General features: G+C 45.1%; 15 protein-coding genes and 1 tRNA gene. 13 read left to right on the top strand and 3 right to left on the bottom strand.

Going from position 1 to position 19,889, the window contains the following annotated elements; genetic code table 11:
- The first annotated feature begins 23 nt into the window (after nt 1–23).
- Nucleotides 24–99 (top strand) — tRNA-Gly (locus AB4558_RS09420).
- A 612-nt stretch (nt 100–711) separates the two neighbouring features.
- Here the strand turns inward: AB4558_RS09420 and queG are convergent.
- Nucleotides 712–1,890, bottom strand: coding sequence for a tRNA epoxyqueuosine(34) reductase QueG (gene queG, locus AB4558_RS09415; protein WP_017059922.1), 1,179 nt, complete (start codon nt 1,888–1,890; stop codon nt 712–714).
- 240 nt (nt 1,891–2,130) lie between these two features.
- On the opposite strand from queG, the gene tsaE reads away from it, so the two are divergent.
- From tsaE to hflC, 8 genes are all read left to right on the top strand, one after another.
- On the top strand, nt 2,131–2,595 hold the full coding sequence (gene tsaE, locus AB4558_RS09410; RefSeq protein WP_004735870.1) for a tRNA (adenosine(37)-N6)-threonylcarbamoyltransferase complex ATPase subunit type 1 TsaE: 465 nt from the start codon (nt 2,131–2,133) through the stop codon (nt 2,593–2,595).
- Nucleotides 2,589–4,304: an N-acetylmuramoyl-L-alanine amidase gene (locus tag AB4558_RS09405; RefSeq protein WP_372158715.1), complete on the top strand. Its 1,716-nt coding sequence runs from the start codon at nt 2,589–2,591 to the stop codon at nt 4,302–4,304. The genes tsaE and AB4558_RS09405 overlap by 7 nt, the downstream gene beginning before the upstream one ends.
- A gap of 102 nt (nt 4,305–4,406) precedes the next feature.
- Nucleotides 4,407–6,611: a DNA mismatch repair endonuclease MutL gene (gene mutL, locus AB4558_RS09400; protein WP_372073257.1), complete on the top strand. Its 2,205-nt coding sequence runs from the start codon at nt 4,407–4,409 to the stop codon at nt 6,609–6,611.
- Nucleotides 6,612–6,708: 97 nt separating this feature from the next.
- A complete protein-coding gene (gene miaA / locus AB4558_RS09395; protein WP_017059926.1) occupies nt 6,709–7,641 on the top strand; it encodes a tRNA (adenosine(37)-N6)-dimethylallyltransferase MiaA in 933 nt (310 codons plus the stop codon).
- Nucleotides 7,642–7,833: 192 nt separating this feature from the next.
- Complete coding sequence (hfq, locus tag AB4558_RS09390; protein WP_017059927.1) at nt 7,834–8,097, top strand: RNA chaperone Hfq; 264 nt, start codon at nt 7,834–7,836, stop codon at nt 8,095–8,097.
- 44 nt (nt 8,098–8,141) lie between these two features.
- Nucleotides 8,142–9,449, top strand: a complete 1,308-nt coding sequence (hflX, locus tag AB4558_RS09385) for a ribosome rescue GTPase HflX (protein ID WP_017059928.1) — start codon at nt 8,142–8,144, stop codon at nt 9,447–9,449.
- 27 nt (nt 9,450–9,476) lie between these two features.
- Nucleotides 9,477–10,679, top strand: coding sequence for an FtsH protease activity modulator HflK (hflK, locus tag AB4558_RS09380; protein ID WP_017063176.1), 1,203 nt, complete (start codon nt 9,477–9,479; stop codon nt 10,677–10,679).
- Nucleotides 10,680–10,681: 2 nt separating this feature from the next.
- On the top strand, nt 10,682–11,659 hold the full coding sequence (hflC, locus tag AB4558_RS09375; RefSeq protein ID WP_372158713.1) for a protease modulator HflC: 978 nt from the start codon (nt 10,682–10,684) through the stop codon (nt 11,657–11,659).
- A gap of 190 nt (nt 11,660–11,849) precedes the next feature.
- On the opposite strand, the gene AB4558_RS09370 is transcribed toward hflC, so the two are convergent.
- Nucleotides 11,850–12,038, bottom strand: a complete 189-nt coding sequence (locus tag AB4558_RS09370; RefSeq protein ID WP_010434105.1) for a DUF2065 domain-containing protein — start codon at nt 12,036–12,038, stop codon at nt 11,850–11,852.
- Between the two features lie 172 nt (nt 12,039–12,210).
- Here AB4558_RS09370 and AB4558_RS09365 point away from each other — a divergent pair, with 172 nt between their 5' ends.
- Nucleotides 12,211–13,527 carry an adenylosuccinate synthase gene (locus AB4558_RS09365; protein ID WP_010434108.1) on the top strand — a complete coding sequence of 439 codons (1,317 nt, stop codon included), beginning with the start codon at nt 12,211–12,213 and terminating at the stop codon, nt 13,525–13,527.
- Between the two features lie 299 nt (nt 13,528–13,826).
- Entirely contained in the window at nt 13,827–14,462 is a 636-nt protein-coding gene (motX, locus tag AB4558_RS09360) for a flagellar protein MotX (RefSeq protein WP_048661600.1), read from the top strand.
- A 128-nt stretch (nt 14,463–14,590) separates the two neighbouring features.
- Here motX and AB4558_RS09355 read toward each other — a convergent pair whose 3' ends face one another.
- Complete coding sequence (locus tag AB4558_RS09355; protein ID WP_372158711.1) at nt 14,591–16,000, bottom strand: amidohydrolase; 1,410 nt, start codon at nt 15,998–16,000, stop codon at nt 14,591–14,593.
- Nucleotides 16,001–16,247: 247 nt separating this feature from the next.
- On the opposite strand from AB4558_RS09355, the gene rnr reads away from it, so the two are divergent.
- Nucleotides 16,248–18,749, top strand: coding sequence for a ribonuclease R (gene rnr, locus AB4558_RS09350; RefSeq protein ID WP_017063179.1), 2,502 nt, complete (start codon nt 16,248–16,250; stop codon nt 18,747–18,749).
- 176 nt (nt 18,750–18,925) lie between these two features.
- Nucleotides 18,926–19,666: a 23S rRNA (guanosine(2251)-2'-O)-methyltransferase RlmB gene (gene rlmB, locus AB4558_RS09345; protein ID WP_017063180.1), complete on the top strand. Its 741-nt coding sequence runs from the start codon at nt 18,926–18,928 to the stop codon at nt 19,664–19,666.
- Nucleotides 19,667–19,889: the final 223 nt, after the last annotated feature.

Below are 19,889 nucleotides of genomic sequence, written 5' to 3'. Positions count from 1 at the left end.
AGTATGAGCAGCGAATAACTTATGCGATACTAGCTCAGTTGGTAGAGCGCAACCTTGCCAAGGTTGAGGTCATCGGTTCGAACCCGATGTATCGCTCCAGCTTTCTTCTAAAAAAGCTAATAAGTACTTTAAACCTCTGTGTTTAAAGGCGACCGCAAAGGTCACGCTCTTTCTTTAATGCTGCGAAGCATAATCCCCCAAAAAAGCAAATAATCCTCCATCATGGTGGATATTTTTTTGTCTTAAATTTTTCTTAGCAACTGAAATGCTAGTAAATATCAGGTCTCTGAAGCAGACACTTGAGGTTTTTCACATCTATAAACAGACTTATCCACAAAATGTTAGGTGTGGATAACTTGGTTGATAAAGTTGTTTCAGGCTTAATTCTTTACCTATCCCTAAAAGATCTTTCTTGTTTTCAATATATTAGATGAATTGCAGCGATCGTAACTTGTTGTTTTTTATCAAGTTGGATGCCTATCTTGGATTTAATAAAAGATCGTTAACTTGTTGTTTTTTGATCTTAATCATTTATCGGTACTGTGTTTAACTTTGCTCGGGTGTCGGAAGTTTACGAGAGTTCTGAATTTTTTCCACATTGTTAGAATTGAGAACAAGGTCAAACATTGTTCTAAAATTATGTGCAACGAGTTGTCTTAAATATTGGACTATCGTTGTGGGTGTCGCTGTCAATCGTTGATACCAAAAGGGCTAGGCGTCTCTTGGTAGTCCTTTCTCAACGATGCGTATCAGCCGGTGCTTTTTGGTGGAGATTTTGCTGTTACTTTTTTGCACACAGCTATTTTTCTGCGTAGAGCTATCTTCTTGCACACTGCTAGCGTTGGGTAACTGCTGTAGTTGTTTATTCAAAGCCCACTCAATATGCACATCAAGCATTTCGTTTTTGCCTTGATGAGACTCCAGGGTTTCAATAATGCGTTGTTGAAATGGTGCATTGCCCATCGCAACAAAGATATTGCGTAACCACTGGGTGTGGCCGATACGTCTGATTGCTGAGCCTTCCATTTTCTTTAGGAAGGTTGCTTCGTCCCAACTTGAAAGTGAAACCAGATCGGCTTCTTGGAAATCTTCTCTGCGGTGAAAGTCTGTTTGCTCTGTGAGTTCGGCATGACGATTCCACGGGCAAACTAACTGACAATCATCGCAACCGTAGATACGGTTACCAATGGCATCTCTATACTCTTCAGGGATCACACCATCATATTCAATGGTTAAGTACGAGATACATTTGCGAGCATCCACTACGCCATCAGCAATAATGGCACCCGTTGGGCAAGAAGTGATACATGCGGTGCATTTGCCGCACTCATCAACACTGGGTTCATCCGTGGGAAGAGGGATGTTAACTAACAGCTCCCCTAGAAAGAACCAAGAGCCAGCGTCTTTATCAAGAATTAATGAGTGTTTACCTGTCCAGCCCAACCCTGCTTTTTGAGCGAGTGGTCTTTCCAAAATGGGCGCTGAATCGACGAAAGGGCGTGAGTCTAAACCCTCGACCTCTTTTTCAATTCTTTGTCCTAGCTTTTTCAACTGGTTACGGAACAATTTGTGATAGTCGCGGCCTAAAGAATAGCGGCTGATGTAGCCTTGAGTGGTATCGCTTAGGTTAGAGGCGAACTGAGCTTCTGGTGGTAGGTAGTTCATTCGAGCGCTGATCACTCGAATTGTGCCTGGGTGAAGTTCATCAGGACGTGCACGCATCATCCCATGTCGAGCCATCCAATCCATTTCGCCGTGGTTGCCAGCATCTAGCCATGCTTGAAGAGGGGCTTCGTGTTCACTTAAATCAACATCGCAGATGCCAACTTTTTGAAAGCCCAGCTCTTTTCCCCAGATTTTAATTTTTTCAGCAAGATGGTCTAGATTCATGGCTTATTTCTTATTTTCTCTGTTTTACAATTAGAGATAAGGCTAATTAAAATTAGGTTCGGCAAAAATGGGGGCGGATCTTAACGGATCTTAGTGGTGTTGACCAGAACAGACGCGTTTTGAGCAGTATTTTTCATAGAACTTACACTTGAGTGCTTGTCTCCCAAAAGCATCACGGTTTACTATTCTTGTTCTTTTGATTTTTATATAGTCAACGATCGATTTTTAGAGAACGTATTCATGAGCACGAAACAATTTACTTTGAAAGATGAACAAGCAACGATTCAATTAGGAACGGAGCTTTCGAATCTTTGCTCACAGCAGACGACTATTTATCTGCATGGTGATCTTGGCGCAGGCAAAACGACCTTTAGTCGTGGCTTTGTAAAAGCACTTGGCCATCAAGGAAATGTAAAAAGCCCAACGTATACTCTAGTTGAACCTTATCAACTTGCAGATTGGCAGGTGTACCACTTTGACCTTTATCGCCTAGCAGATCCTGAAGAGTTAGAGTTTATGGGAATTCGTGACTATTTTACGCCGGATGCTATCTGTTTGGTTGAGTGGCCTGAGAAAGGTTATGGGATGCTACCAGAAGCCGATTTGGATATTGATATTCGTTACCAAGACGATCACCGTATTGTTTCTTTAACCGCTAATAGTGAATACGGACAGCGCTTACTTAGTCAGTTGGAGTTATGTTGATTTCTAAACGCCTTATTTCAACAGTGGCCATGATGGCTGCTGTTTTTTCTATACTGTTTTCTTCACTTGTTTCTGCAAACTCACTGAAAAGTTTAAGGGTTTGGCCTTCTCCAGAAGAAACTCGTGTGGTTATCGACTTAAAATCAGAAGCGGACTTTAGCTATTTCACCCTGAGTAGCCCGAGTCGCTTAGTGGTTGATTTAAAAAATACCAGTCTTGCGACTAAGTTACCGGTCGAGGTGAAAGACAGCCCTGTTCTATCTAAGATTCGTAAGAGCTCACCGCCAGACAAAAACACCTATCGCTTGGTTTTTGAGTTAAAGAAGTCGTCTAAAGCAGAATTATTCAAACTGAGCCCGACCCCAGGTGGTCAGTATGGACACCGTTTGGTGATCGACTTACCTCATGGTGCGGCATTTAAAGCGACATCGACACCGAGTAAGCCAACGGTAAGTAAGAACATTAATCAGGTTAAGCGCCAGAAAGATATTCTAATTGTGATTGATCCTGGCCACGGTGGTGAAGACCCAGGTTCGATTGGTCCTACGCGTAAATACGAAAAAGACGCGACTCTGAGTATTTCTAAGAAGTTAGCAGCTCAACTGAATGCGGTCCCGGGGATCAAAACTCGTATGACTCGTAATGCTGATTACTTTGTGAACCTGAATCGACGTGTTGCGATTGCTCGAGAGAATGAAGCTCACCTGTTGATCTCTATTCACGCCGACGCCTTTACGACGCCTCAACCAAGAGGTGGTTCAGTGTTTGTATTGAACACTCGACGCGCAAATACAGAGATCTCTCGTTGGATTGAGAATAAAGAGAAACAGTCTGAATTGCTTGGTGGTAGCGGTGCAGCGTTCACAAGCAATATTGATGATAAGAACGTAAACCAAACCCTGCTTGATTTGCAGTTTAGCCACTCTCAAAAAGAGGGCTACAAACTGGCAACGGCAATTCTGTCTGAAATGGGTAAGGTTGCGAAACTGCACAATAGCAAGCCGATTAACACCAGCTTAGCAGTATTACGTTCACCACAGATCCCATCAGTACTGGTAGAGACAGGTTTTATTTCGAATCCGACGGAAGAGAAGCTTCTTTTCCAACGTTCGCACCAAGATAAATTGGCACGAGCAGTGACTAAAGCGGTGGTTAAGTATTTGAAGGCTAACCCGCCTGAAGGGATTATCTTGTCTAACGCAACGTCATCAACGGGCAGCGTGAGCCAACATAAAGTCTCTCGTGGTGAGTCTTTGTCTGTGATTGCGAGCAAGTATGGTACGTCGACACAGACGTTGATGAAGTTCAACAATCTGAAATCGAGCAGCCTAGCAATTGGTCAAGTACTTAAGATTCCAGGCAGTGCTTCAACTTCATCATCAAGCAGTGCGGTTAAAACTAAGACCATCACTCACACGGTTAAGTCTGGAGAGTACCTAGGTAAGATCGCCAGCCGCTATAAAGTGTCGGTGGCTGATATTAAACGTGAGAACCGTTTGAAATCAGAGACGGTAAGAGTAGGCCAAAAGTTACGTATTACGGTTGAAGTTAAAGATGTTCCTCTGCGCAAACACAAAGTTGCAAGAGGTGATTACCTTGGCAAGATAGCTTCGAAATACGGCGTGAGCGTCAACAGCATTCGCCAAGCGAATAAGCTAAGATCTGACAGTCTAGCTATCGGCCAAGTGTTGATTATTCCTCACAAGTAGTCTTGGGAATGCTAAACAGCTTCAGGTATATCAATGATAAAAAATAAGAACTAGTGCAAACGTAGCAGCGTTTCCATCAATGGCAGTAAGGTAGCTATAAATATGACGATCAAAATACTGCCAGCTCGGTTAGCTAACCAAATCGCAGCGGGTGAGGTGGTAGAAAGACCCGCTTCTGTTGTAAAAGAGTTGGTTGAGAACAGTTTGGATTCGGGTGCCACTCGTATCGATATTGATATCGAGAAAGGTGGCGCCAAGATGATCCGCGTTCGTGACAATGGTAAAGGCATCGTAAAAGATGAGCTTGCCTTGGCACTGAGTCGTCATGCTACCTCCAAAATCCACACTCTTGATGACCTAGAGGCGATCGTCAGCCTCGGTTTCCGTGGTGAAGCGCTGGCGAGTATTAGCTCGGTTGCGCGCTTGACCATGACTTCACGCCCTGCCACTCAAGATCAAGCTTGGGCAGCACACAGTGAAGGCCGTGATATGCAGGTGAAACTGCAGCCTGCGGCGCATCCTATTGGCACTTCGGTTGAGGTGTTGGACCTGTTCTTTAATACGCCAGCACGCCGCAAATTCTTACGTACCGAGAAAACTGAATTCACCCATATTGATGAGTTGCTTAAACGCATCGCATTGAGTCGTTTTGATGTGACGATCAACCTTCGTCATAACGGCAAGATGATTCGTCAGTACCGCGCTGCAAAAACACAAGTTCAAGCAGAAAAGCGAATCGCTGCGGTATGTGGCAATCCTTTTGTTCGTCATATGCTTAAGATCGAACTTGAGCATCAAGGCCTAAAACTTCATGGCTGGATCACCACGCCAGAAGGAGCAAGACAACAAAGCGACCTGCAATACTGCTATGTGAATGGTCGTATGATGCGTGACAAGCTGATCAATCATGCGATTCGTCAAAGCTACGAAACCAGCCTGCGTCCAGACCAATTCGCGACGTATGTGTTGTTCATTGAACTCGACCCACATCAGGTGGACGTGAATGTCCACCCTGCAAAACATGAAGTGCGTTTTCATCAAGCGCGCCTTGTGCATGACTTTATTTACCAAGCATTGAGTGATGGTTTAGCACAGAGCAAGCAGATCGATGCTGCACCAATCAATCAGTCGGCTTTTCATCAGTCAGAAGTGATTCATCATCAGCAAGATAGTACGAGCTCTGCAGTTGATGGTGTTGCAAGTTTCGCTGAGCCAGAAAGCGTAATGCCTAGCAGTTCGGATCAAACCCAAGTTTCGGATAGGGTGCGACACGCTATTGAGCAAACGCCTGCCTACCCGAGAAAAGCAGAATCAGAGCACGCTTTTGATAAGCCTCAACACAGCGTTAATGATGGTGGGCGACATTATGTTTCATCAATTAGCCCAAGCTCATCAACCAGTCCAAGTTCATTAGCTGGCCGAAGCTCGTCTGCTAGTGAAAGCAACTTTACAGGCTCTCCTCGCCAAGAGTGGATTGAGTCTCGACCTGAACCTAAAAAAGAGAAAGAGCCACACCAACATCATGGTGAACCCGCGCCATCTAAGCGAGAAGTGAAAGCCTATAAAGAGCTTCTGAAAACGCCAGATTTTGATGAGCAAGTTGTACAGCCTTCATCTTCTCAAGAGCATGTGGCACCAGTAGAAACCAGAGACAACTTAGAAAATAAAGAAAATAAAGAAGCTAAGCCTGCTCAACAGAATCCTGTTCATTTAAAGCCAAGATCACCTGTAACGGACTTGGGCAAAGCGGTCTCGATTGTGGAACGTCAGTATCTGGTAATGGGCAATAAGAACGGCAGTGTGCTGGTTTCCTTAGCTAAGGCTGAGTTATTGCGTGTTGTTGGTCAGCTTGATACTCGAGGTGGTGCGTTAAAAAGCCAACCACTATTGGTGCCTTTATCGATTAAGCTGGGTAGTGAACTTGTCGAAGTTGCTAAGGCGCTGAGTCAAACTCTGGCATTACTGGGGATTGAGCTTAAGGCGCGAAACAGCGAGGCGGTAATGGTGATGGGCGTGCCTTCTCCTTTAAGGCAGCAAAACTTACAAATTTTGATCCCAGATCTGTTATCTTACGCGGCTTCAATAAATGCCCAGGGTGCAGTGAAGCAACCTAATGACATGTTGTCAGCTTTGGTTAACTGGATCGGGATTCAAACCGCACAAGTAAAAAGCGACTACACTTTATCTGAAGCGGTTCAACTAGTTGGGGAACTAGAACAACTTTGGCATGGTCTACTTCCATTAGATGATCCAGAGTTTGTTAATCCTATCGACTTTTCAGCGACTATAGCCGCGTTTACGGTTTAATTTTTTCGCGACGACCTTTGTCTTTTTAGCTGAATACGTCGCGACACAAAGCCCTTTGCTAAAAAGCGCTAAAACAGAGAAGCAAATACAAAATATCATGACTGAAAAATTACCTTTAGCGTTGTTTTTAATGGGCCCAACGGCGTCAGGAAAAACAGATTTAGCTATCCGCTTACGTCAGAAATACCCTGTAGAGATCATCAGCGTCGATTCGGCATTGATCTACAAAGACATGGATATTGGTACCGCTAAACCGGATGCGGAAGAGCTTGAGCTCGCGCCTCATCGCTTGATTGATATTTTGGATCCAAGCGAAGCGTATTCTGCGGCAGATTTTCGTCGTGATGCGATCAATGAAATGAATAAGATTGTAGCGGAAGGCAAAATCCCGTTACTTGTTGGTGGCACAATGCTGTACTACAAAGCATTGTTGGAAGGTTTATCGCCATTACCAGCCGCGGATCAAGAGATTCGTAAGCAGATTGAAGCGGAATCTATCGAACAAGGTTGGCAGGCATTGCACGATCAATTAAGAGAGATAGATCCCGTATCCGCTGAAAGAATACACCCAAATGATCCACAAAGGCTTTCAAGGGCATTGGAAGTTTACCGAATTTCGGGTAAAACATTAACAGAGCTAACTCAAACGAAAGGCGATAGCCTGCCATTTCGTGTAAAACAATTTGCAATAGCTCCCAAGGAAAGGACTGAACTCCATCGCCGCATTGAGCTGCGTTTCGAGAAGATGATAGAAGCTGGGTTTGAAGATGAAATGAAGGCGTTGTACGCGAGAGAAGATCTTCACCCTGAACTGCCATCGATCCGATGCGTTGGTTATAGGCAGATGTGGGATTATTTAGACGGTAATTGTGATTTAGACGAAGCGGTTTTCCGTGGTGTCTGTGCAACCCGTCAGTTGGCCAAGCGACAAATCACCTGGTTGCGCAGTTGGGATGATTTAACTTGGTTAGATAGCGAAAACATTGATCAAGCGTTAGAAACTCTTTCAGATGCAATAGCATCTGATTAGTATTGCTGTGTATAATGTGATCGCTTTTGCGTGAATATACTCTGGAAAGGATCCGTTATTGAGGCTTTTAAAAATCACAGCCTTTCAATAACAACGGAGTTTTTTTATTCATTTAGCTCAGATGCAAAGGCCGCACCTTTTTGTGCACCACTAGCTAAATAATTACAACAAAATACAAATAAGGAAAATAAAATGGCTAAGGGGCAATCGCTACAAGACCCATTCCTAAATGCACTCCGTCGTGAGCGCATTCCAGTCTCTATCTATCTTGTTAACGGCATTAAGCTGCAAGGTCAGATCGAGTCTTTCGATCAATTCGTGATCTTATTGAAGAACACAGTAAACCAAATGGTTTACAAGCATGCGATTTCTACTGTGGTACCTGCTCGCGCAGTTAGTCACCACAGCGGCGAGCAACGCACGCCATCTGATCGTCCAGAGAAGACTGAAGATTAATCGTTCAATTTGTACAGCTTGCGCTGTAATAAGGAGTTGGTTGCTTGTTTGACCGTTATGAATCCGGCGAGCGAGCCGTACTTGTTCATATCAACTTCACGCAAGAGGGAGAATGGGAAGATCTAAGCGAATGTGAAATGCTGGTCTCCTCTGCGGGGGTAGAAACGCTACAAGTGATTACTGGTAGCCGACAATCCCCACTCCCTAAATACTACGTTGGAGAAGGTAAAGCCCTAGAAATCGCACAAGCTGTTCAGCTGACCGGTGCTGAAATTGTGATTTTTAACCACTCCCTCTCTCCTGCCCAAGAGCGCAACCTCGAGCAATTGTGTAAATGTCGTGTGATTGATCGCACGGGTTTGATCTTAGATATTTTTGCACAACGTGCGCGAACTCATGAAGGTAAGCTACAAGTTGAGCTCGCTCAGCTTCGTCATATCTCTACCCGATTGATTCGTGGTTGGACTCACCTTGAAAGGCAGAAAGGTGGTATTGGTCTTCGTGGTCCAGGTGAAACTCAACTGGAAACCGATCGACGTTTGTTGCGTGACCGTATAAAGGCAATACTACGTCGTTTAGCGAAAGTTGCTAAACAGCGTGAACAAGGACGACGTGCTCGTAATCGAGCTGAAATCCCAACAATTTCTTTGGTTGGTTATACCAACGCAGGGAAATCAACACTTTTCAATCGCATCACAAGTGCTGGTGTTTATGCGGCAGACCAACTGTTTGCAACCCTAGACCCAACACTACGTAAGATTGATTTGGCAGATGTCGGGCCTGCAATTCTCGCAGATACCGTAGGTTTTATCCGTCATCTACCACACGACTTGGTCGCTGCGTTCAAGGCAACATTACAAGAGACGCAGGAAGCTGACATTTTGTTACATGTTGTTGATGCCAGTGATGACCGTTTTCGTGAGAACATTCAGGCTGTTCATGAAGTATTAGAAGAAATCGATGCTCATGAAGTGCCAACCCTTGTAGTCATGAACAAAATTGACTGCATGGAAGACCAAAAACCTCGAATTGAAAGAGACGAAGAGGGCGCACCTCGCGCTGTTTGGGTTTCTGCAATGGAAGGAGAAGGTATTGAGCTACTGTTTGAAGCTTTAACTGAGCGTTTAGCTAGCCAGATGGTTCAATTCCGGTTGTGTATTCCACATCAACATCAGGGTCGCATTCGCAGCTTATTCTTCGAGATGAAATGTATTCAACAGGAAGAGTATGATGAAAATGGTAACTTGTTGATAGATATCCGAATGCAACAAATAGATTGGTCTAAACTTGAAAAAAGAGAAGGGGCGCTCTTAGGTGACTTTATCGTTACCAAAGAGACTGCTACAGTATAACGTCATATCAAATGATGGAGCTTTCTAATGGCGTGGAATGAGCCTGGAAATAACAACAACGGCGATAATAACGGCCGCGATAATGACCCTTGGGGTAATAAAAATAATCGCGGCGGCCGAGATCAAGGACCGCCAGATCTAGACGAAGTGTTTAATAAACTAAGTCAAAAGTTAGGTGGCAAGTTTGGTAAAAAGGGTGGCAACGGTAACGGGCCATCTATTGGTGGTGGCGGTGCAATTGGCTTTGGTGTCATTGCCGTTATTGCTATTGCTATCTGGTTCTTCGCTGGTTTCTACACCGTTGGCGAAGCAGAAAGAGCAGTAGTACTTCGACTGGGTCAGTTCGACCGTATCGAAGAACCTGGTCTTAACTGGCACCCACGCTTCATCGATGAAATCAGTGATGAGCAACTAGTAAACGTTCAAGCGATTCGTTCTCTACGTGCTGCTGGCACGATGCTAACGAAAGATGAAAACGTTGTGACCGTTGAAATGGGTGTTCAATACCGTGTTTCTGACCCATACAAGTACTTGTATCGTGTAACGAATGCAGACGACAGTTTACGTCAAGCAACCGATTCCGCGCTTCGTGCGGTAATTGGTGACTCACTAATGGATAGTATCCTGACAAGTGGTCGTCAGCAGATTCGTCAAAGCACTCAAGAAACGTTGAACCGTATTATTGATAGCTACGATATGGGTATTCTGATTGTTGATGTGAACTTCCAGTCAGCACGTCCACCTGAGCAAGTGAAAGATGCATTTGATGATGCTATCGCGGCTCGTGAGGATGAAGAGCGTTTCGAGCGTGAAGCTGAAGCTTACCGAAATGACATTCTTCCAAAAGCAACAGGTCGTGCTGAGCGTTTGAAGAAAGAAGCGGTGGGTTACTCAGAGCGCACAGTTAATGGTGCTCTAGGTCAAGTTGCTCAATTCGAGAAACTGCTACCTGAATACCAAGCTGCTCCTGAAGTAACACGTAACCGTATGTACCTAGATACAATGGAAAAAGTGTACTCAAGCACATCGAAAGTCCTGATTGATTCTGAATCAAGCGGTAACTTGCTATACCTACCAATTGATAAGCTAGGCGCACAAGGTGGTTCTCAGTCGGGCTCTCGCCCTGCAAAAGCATCATCAACTTACGATCAAATTGAGTTAGAAACTCAAGCGGATCCAAAGCCTAGCACTCAAACTCGTTCAGACAGTTCACGCCAAGGGAGATACTAATAATGCGTAAATTAATGATCCCTGTATTAGTTGTGACGATTGCCCTTCTATTGATGTCAGTGTTTGTGATTCAAGAAGGTGAGCGTGGCATGGTAATTCGTTTTGGTCGAGTTCTCGATGACAACGGCGTATCACGAATCTATGAACCAGGTCTGCACTTTAAACTACCGATGTTTGATCGCGTAAAAGTACTTGATGCTCGTATTCAAACGATGGATGGCCGTTCTGACCGTTTCGTAACATCAGAGAAAAAAGACGTTCTAATTGATACTTACGCAAAATGGCGTATTGCTGATTTTGGACGTTTCTATCTGAGTACCGGTGGCGGTAATATCATGACGGCAGAAGCACTTCTTGAGCGTAAAGTGACAGATGTTCTTCGTTCTGAAATTGGTTCTCGTGAAATTAAGCAGATCGTGTCAGGCCCTCGTAACAAGGACATCCTGCCAGACTCTGCTGATAGCGAAGTCGTCACAACGGTAGCGGCTGCAGAAGCACTAGAAGTTGATGGCGAACGCGATAAGATCATGGAAAACGTTTTGTCTGGAACGGCAGAAAGTGCGATGGCTGATTTAGGTGTTGAAGTTGTTGATTTTCGTATGAAGAAGATTAACCTTCCTGACGAAATCAGTGAATCTATCTACCGCCGTATGCGTGCAGAACGTGAATCGGTTGCTCGTAGACACCGTTCTCAAGGTCGTGAGAAAGCGGAAGTTATCCGTGCTCAAGCTGAGCTAGAAGTGGCAACAGTTCTTGCTGAAGCTGACCGTACAGCTCGAATCACTCGTGGTGATGCGGATGCAGAAGCAGCGAAGATCTACTCTGATGCGTTCAGCAAAGATCCTGAGTTCTACGGCTTCATGCGTTCATTGCAAGCTTATGAGACATCATTTAACGATAAGAGCGACATTCTAGTACTGGATCCGAAGACTGACTTCTTCCAATACATGAATCAAGCAAGCGGCGCTCCAGCAAAATAAGCTGATGCGTTAGCGAATGCTTAGCTTAATAAGCAAAATACGTTAAAACTTAAAAGGCTCCCATTGTGGGAGCCTTTTTGTTTTCTATGACTTCTTTCAGGAGGAGACATGTTTGTGGATTCACTATTGGGGCGCGAGGGAAGGCGCTTAACAGAGTGGTATTTATAAACAGATTAGTACTTATAGAAACCTAGCGGTAGGTCATGAAAGCGATAACCGCTCCAGCCACCACAAGACAGCCTCCAATGCGGCGCAGTTGCGTGTCTGGTTGCTCGCTCAGTTGCGCGACCATGTTTCTCCAGCCATTGGGTGCAATCAAGGGGCCGAGCCCTTCCACAATAAGTACGAGCCCAATAGCGAGCCAAATTGATTGAGACATGGTTCTGCCTTTTGTCTGTAAAAAAGCAATGATATCAGTATCTTTACACATCTGCCCCCAGTTATGGCTGGTTTATTTTTGTACAGCGTTAACGTTTATGAACAAAAAGTGACTGCAAGAAGTGTGATTCAGTGCTAGAATCCATTTTTAATTAGCAACAGAAATTGGAAAGATGGGAAATAACGTAGTCGTTCTAGGCACCCAATGGGGTGATGAAGGTAAAGGTAAAATCGTTGACCTTTTAACTGAAGATGCAAAATACGTGGTTCGCTACCAAGGCGGTCACAATGCAGGTCACACACTTGTAATTGACGGTGAAAAAACCGTTCTTCACTTAATTCCATCAGGCATCCTACGTAATAACGTTAAATGTGTTATTGGTAACGGTGTAGTATTATCGCCTGACGCACTTCTAAAAGAAATGAAGCCTCTTGAAGATCGCGGTATTCCAGTACGTGAACGTCTTTTCATCTCTGAAGCTTGTCCTCTAATTCTTCCGTACCACATTGCAATCGACAACGCGCGTGAAATCGCTCGTGGCGCTAAAGCTATCGGTACAACGGGTCGTGGTATCGGTCCTGCTTACGAAGATAAAGTTGCTCGTCGCGGTCTACGCGTTGGCGACCTTTTCGATAAAGAAGCATTTGCTGAGAAGCTAAAAGAAGTGATGGAATTCCACAACTTCCAACTAGAGCACTTCTACAAAGCTGAAACAGTAAGCTACGAAGAAGTTCTTGAGCAAGCGATGAGCTACGCAGATATGTTAACTGCGATGGTTATCGACGTAACTGACGAACTAGACGCAGCACGTAAGCGCGGCGACAAGATCATGTTCGAAGGTGCTCAAGGTACGCTACTAGATATCGACCACGGTACTTACCCATACGTAACGTCTTCTAACACGACTGCTGGTGGTGTTGCTGCAGGTTCTGGTTTCGGTCCTCGTCACATCGGTTACATCCTTGGTATTACTAAGGCTTACTGTACTCGTGTTGGTTCAGGTCCATTCCCTACTGAGCTATACGATGGCCTTGAGAAGCAAGACCCAGTTGGTAAACACCTAGGCGATGTTGGTCACGAGTTTGGCGCAACAACTGGTCGTCTACGTCGTACTGGTTGGTTCGATGCTGTTGCTATGCGTCGTGCAATCCAAATCAACTCTCTATCTGGTATGTGTCTAACTAAACTAGACGTTCTAGATGGCCTAGAAGAACTAAAAATCTGTACTGGTTACAAGATGAAAGATGGTTCTATCCTAGAAGTTTCTCCAATGGCTGCTGAGTCATTCGAAGAAGCGACGCCAATCTACGAAACAATGCCTGGTTGGTCTGAAAACACATTTGGTGCTAAATCTATCGACGCGCTTCCACAAGCTGCTCTAGATTACATCAAGCGTATCGAAGACCTAACTGGCGTTCCAATTGATATCGTATCAACTGGCCCAGATCGTAACGAAACTATCATCAAGGTTCACCCATACGGCGCTTAATGCCCGCATGAGTGATTACCAGGCACGAACAGTGCTTTGATAATGAAATAGTTTTCTAAAAGCCGACTTTATTAAGTCGGCTTTTTAATACCTGCAATTTAGCCGTTCACTCTTTGATGGTGATCTTTTAAGCGTCATCTGGCAAAATATTGCCCATTAGCGGCAAGTTTTGTCTAAAGCCATCAGGGTTATTGCCGATACAGATATCATGGAAAGTGAAGTTCACCCTGTTTTGTGCGTGTAGAAATCCTCTGCACCCCTCAATAGATAACTTTAGCGACAGATAATAGAGTGCAGGTATGAAGCTACGAATTGTAGCAGCTTCATTGATAATGGCGCTGAGCTCATCCTTGAGTCATGCTAATTTGGCTGATGTGGGAGAGCCCGTTCCAATATATACAGAAGCTGAACTGATTAATTTAATCGAAAATAATCAACATCTAGAGCGAGTGAAAGCTGATAAGTGCCAGTTAGTTGAAGATATCGTTGCTCGTGCAACGCGTATTAGCTTGCCTTCTTATGAGTTTTTATACGGCGATATGTTGGCTTGGGGTGTGTGTGTTCCACAAGATGTAGAGCTTGGCCTTTACTATATGGAAAACGCGGCACATCAAGGTTTACCCGCTGCATTAGAGCAGTTAGGTCGTTATTACTCTCGTGGTACTTTGGTACAACAAGACAAAGAGCGTGCGATTCCGTATCTACGTGAAGCGGCTTCGATGGGGAATCTAAGTGCGAGTATTCACTTAGCTGAACTCTTGTTACGTGACTACGGTAGTCCATTGGATTATGAAGATGCTTACCGTTGGTTGTATAACTCGGTAACGGCAGACCAAAGACAACACAGACGTATCACTGTGCTTCGTAGTGGTCTGGAACAGAGAATGCCAGACAATATTATTGCTCGAGCAAAACGTCGAGACGTGTTCTGGTAATACCGAGCAAAAAAACTGTAATGATCCCTGCACTCATTGTTACAGGAAATAAGATTTAAAAAGCCCCGCCTAATTGAATTAGTGCGGGGCTTTTTACGTTTAGATGGTCATGCTATTCGATAGCGAGCTTATTGAACAACCTCACCAGACTCAATGACCGTTTCACGAACAACCTTGGTGAAATCGAGTGCTTCTTGACGAATCTTGTCTTCGTCTACCGTTAGCATGTCGCGGTCTTGCATGATGATCTTGCCATCAACGATGGTGTGGCGAACGTTACCCGAGTTAGCAGAGTAAACTAATGCTGAGTATGGGTTGTACACTGGAACCATGTTTGGTGCCTTGGTATCGATCACTATGATGTCGGCGAGTTTGCCTGCTTCAAGAGAGCCAATCTTATCTTCCATGTGTAGCGCTTTTGCTGCGCCCATGGTCGCCATGTCGATCACTTTGATCGGCGGCATCGCAGCACGATCTTTATTAACTAGCTTGTGAACCTTAGCGACTTGGTTGAACTCATCAATCGTGCTCAGTGTGTTACCAGACATTGGGCCATCGGTACCTAAACCGATACGCACGTTCTCGTCATACATCTTAAGGGCAGGTGATACACCTTTTGCTGACTTGATGTTAGCACTCATGTTATGAGCTACACCCATATCCGATTTCTTCACCAGTTCGATATCATGTTCGTCAACGAGGATCATGTGTGCACCCACCAAGTTCTTGTTGAGTGCGCCAATGCTGTCCATGTATTGAACCGGGGACAATCCATCAGAACGCTCTGCGATTTTCTCTTCTTCACGGTGTGATTCTGCAAGGTGAATCATTACTGGAACATCTAATTCTAGGGAGAGCTTAGATATTTTCTGAAGGATCTCTGTGGTGTTGGTGTAAGGCGCATGTGGGGCAAACGCTGGTGTGATGCGTGGGTGATCTTTGTATTCTTCAATGAAGTTCAACGCGTACTTAATGCCTTCTTCTGCGTTGGCCGCGTCGGCGACTGGGAACTTAATCACCGTTTCACCTAGGATGGCACGCATACCGATCTTATCGACGGTTTTTGCGACTTCATCTTCGAAGTAGTACATGTCGGCGTAAGTGGTCACACCGCCTTTCACCATTTCAACGTTACCTAGGTTGGCACCAATGCGTACCATGTCTCGCGATACTAGCTTCTTCTCTAGCGGGAAGATGTAGCGGTGTAGGCGATCTGGCACATCATCGGCCAACGAACGAAAAACTGTCATTGATACATGAGTATGAGTATTGATGAGACCCGGCATAACGATATCGCCATCAACGTCTAACACTTGCTTAGCTTGGTACTGCTTCTCTAGTGAAGCATCACCCACCGCAATGATTTTGTTGTCTTTGACGACAACAGTACCGCTTTCATAAACCGTTTTGTCTTGGTTCATGGTTAGAACCATCGCATCGGTAATCATCAGGTCAGCCTTTTCCATTGCCGAACTTGCGAATGGGAACAGCGCTAGGCTCGCCATAGCTGAAGCCAATAAAGTGCGTTTTAGTTTCATATCATACCCAGAACAGGAGTTGGTAAAGTGCGTGGATAATAGTGTATTTCATTCATGGCGCAAACGTTTGTTTTATCGTTTGCTTGAAGTTTTGATGATAATCCACGTCTATGAAGCGATGTTTCACAAAGTGAAGATATGTATCAATCTGAGGTTATTTGAGTGTTTTCTAAAGCATATCTGTAGCTTACCCCTAGCATCAGATATACTAGGGGTATATACCTTCCTTGCTTAAGCAGGCCCGCCTATGTCAAAAAACACACCAACGTCAGAAAATACGACAGCGACAACCACTGTTGATCCTTTTGCCGACCGAGAGTCGAAAAATTACGATAACCCAGTACCAAGCCGAGAGTTCATTATTTCGTTTCTAACAGACGCGAATATTCCGATGAACCGCAACGATCTATTCGAAGCTTTGGGTCTTGCTGGAGAGGAACAATATGAAGGGCTGCGTCGTCGTTTGCGTGCAATGGAGCGTGATGGACAGCTTATCTTTACTCGTCGTCAGTGCTACGCATTGCCTGAGAAGATGGAACTGATCAAAGGCTATGTGATTGGTCATAAAGACGGTCATGGTTGGGTTCGCCCAGACGGCAGTGTGGGTAAAGACAATGATATCGTGCTGCCGCATCATCAGATGAAAACCATCATGCACGGTGATTACGTATTGGTTCAGCCTACTGACAACAGTAAGCGTGGCCGTCGTGAAGGTCGCTTGGTTCGTGTGCTTGAAGAGCGTAAAACGCCACTTGTTGGTCGCTTCTTCCTAGAGTACGGGCATTCTTACGTTGTTGCTGATGATTCGCGTATTAGTCACGACATCCAGATCCCTACTGAGCATAAAGGCGGTGCTCGAATGGGTAATGTGGTTGTGATTGAAATTACGGATCGCGGTGGTCGTTCTCGTAACATGATGGGGAAAGTAACCGAAGTTCTTGGTGAAAACATGGCGCCGGGTATGGAAACGCAGATTGCGATCCGTACTCACCAGATCCCACAAGAGTGGCCTGAAGCGGTAGATAAGCAAATCGAAAACCTCGGTGAGCATGTTCCTGAAGAAGCAAAAGAAGGACGTGTAGACCTGCGTAAACTGCCATTGGTTACCATTGATGGTGAAGATGCGCGTGACTTCGATGATGCGGTTTACTGTGAAGCGAAGAAAGGCGGCGGCTGGCGTCTATGGGTAGCGATTGCTGACGTAAGTTACTACGTTCGCCCAGATACAGCGCTAGACAAAGAAGCGATTAACCGTGGTAACTCGGTATACTTCCCGTCACAAGTCGTGCCAATGCTGCCAGAAGTGCTTTCAAATGGTTTGTGTTCATTGAACCCTCAGGTAGACCGTTTATGTATGGTGTGTGAGATGACTATCTCAGACAAAGGTAAACTGTCAGGCTACAAGCACTACGAAGCGGTAATGAATTCTCATGCTCGTCTTACTTATAACAAAGTAGGCGCGATCTTAGATGGCAATGAAGAATTACGTGAGCGTTACGAACCTGAAGTACCACATCTTGAAGAGCTTCATAAGATGTATAAGGTGCTTAAGAAAACGCGTGACGAACGTGGTGCGATTGAATTTGAAACGGTAGAAACTAAGTTTATCTTCAATGCGGATCGTAAGATTGACCGTATTGAGCCAGTAATTCGTAACGATGCACACAAGATCATCGAAGAATGTATGATTCTTGCGAATATCGCATCGGCATCTTACGTAGAAAAAGCGAAAGAGCCTGCGCTGTACCGTGTTCACGAAACTCCGGGCGAAGAGCGCTTAATGGGCTTCAAGAGCTTTTTAAGTGAATTAGGTTTAACACTGGAAGGTGGTCTGTCGCCATCACCAGTAGACTATGCACAACTGATGCAACAGATTAATGAACGTGAAGATCGTGAATTAATCCAAACTATGCTGCTACGCTCAATGAAGCAAGCGGTATACAACGCGGATAACGCGGGTCACTTTGGTTTAGCTCTTAAACGCTATGCTCACTTTACCTCGCCAATTCGTCGTTACCCAGATTTGCTATTGCACCGTGCGATTAAGTACCTTATTGCGAAAGAAGAAGGTCGTAACAGCGAACGTTGGACGCCAACTGGTGGTTACCACTACACTTTCGATGATATGGACTTCTACGGCGAGCAGTGTTCAATGACTGAACGTCGTGCTGATGACGCAACGCGTGAAGTAAACGACTGGTTGAAGTGTGAATACATGCAAGACCATGTCGGTGAGGTGATGGATGGTGTGATTGCCAACGTGACTGGTTTTGGCTTCTTTGTTCGTCTAACTGAACTGCACATTGATGGCTTGGTACACATCTCAGCGCTAGCGAATGATTACTACCAATTTGATGCTGTTGGTCAGCGTCTAGTGGGTGAAAGCTCAGGTAATATCTACCGCTTGGGTGATTCGGTTAAAGTGAAGGTTTCTGCGGTTAATTTAGAAACTCGCCAAATCGACTTTGACTTAGAAGACACTGATCGTCAGCCGCGTGGCAAAGGCAAAACAGCCAAGAAGCGTGCAGCCGAAGCGATGAAAAAGGCGAAAAGCAAGAAGCGCTCAGCAGTGAAGAGTAATAAGCCAGGTGTATCAGCGAAGCCTATGGTTGAGCCAACTAAGCGACCTGACGGAAGCAGCGAAGGCCCTGCTAAGAAGAAAAAGCCAGCGAATAAAACCGGTGCTGCTAAAGCTCGCGCTAAGAAAAAGCGTGCAGCAAGCCGTAAGCCAAAGGCTGATAACTCTTAAGACTGATAAATCTTAAGGCTAATAAGGCGCTCTGCTAATCAGGTTTAGCGCCTAACTGATTTAATTTAATGCGAGAGTATCAGGCGTAAGACGCTACTCTCGAAATGAACAACACAGAGAGGGATGCATCGGCATTGATGTCATTCTTCTCTGAGCAATAAGAGTAACTTGAGACAATGAGTAACGAATTTATTTACGGTATTCACGCGGTGAAAGCCGTACTAGAAAAAGATCCTGCACGTTTTATCGAAGCGTATGTATTGAAAGGTCGCCAAGACGAGCGTCTTCTTCCATTACTGAACCAACTGCAACAGTTTGGTGTGTCGATTCAACAGATGGGTCGTAAGCCGTTGGATGAAAAAGCACAAGGTGCGAATCACCAAGGTCTTATTGCTAAGGTGAAGCCTGCTAAGCAGCTTAATGAAACTCACCTAGACGATATCCTAGCGCAGCACGAACAGCCTTTGCTGTTAGTTCTAGACGGCGTAACAGACCCTCATAACCTAGGCGCTTGTCTACGTAACGCGGATGCCGCAGGTGTCGCTGCTGTTATCGTACCTAAAGATCGCTCTTCGCCGTTAACAGCAACGGTAAGCAAGGTTGCATGTGGCGCAGCTGAAACGGTTCCTCTCGTGCGCGTAACCAACCTAGCTCGCACAATGCGTGCACTGCAAGAGCAGGGCGTATGGTTTGTGGGTACGGCAGGTGAAGCAACGCATGATATCTATCAAGCGAAGCTAACGGGTCCTCTTGCGGTAGTTATGGGTGCAGAAGGTGACGGTATGCGTCGTTTAACTCGTGAAACTTGCGATGATCTGATTAAGATTCCAATGGCAGGTAGCGTATCGAGCTTAAATGTTTCTGTGGCGTCGGGTATTTGCCTGTTCGAAGCGGTAAGACAGCGTTTAGCTCAGTAATGCGTTAACGCTGCTTTAAGTCTATGAATTTATTAGCGCTCACCACTTGCTGGTGGGCGTTTCTTTTTAGGCTGTTATAGCAAAATCCATCGGTTTGTCGGATGGCTAGATGGCGACAGAAAAACTGTTTCATTATTCACCAAATAGCGCTTGCCAATACCGGGTTCTTTCTATAACATTTGCCGTCCTTAAAACTCGGTCATTTATCTTTAGTTCCTTGCTT

The organism is Vibrio sp. 10N.222.51.C5 (assembly GCF_041474575.1).
Taxonomy (GTDB): Bacteria; Pseudomonadota; Gammaproteobacteria; order Enterobacterales; family Vibrionaceae; genus Vibrio; species Vibrio crassostreae_C.
The sequence above is the reverse complement of the archived record's forward strand: the minus strand, read 5'-3'. Positions and strand labels throughout refer to the sequence as shown.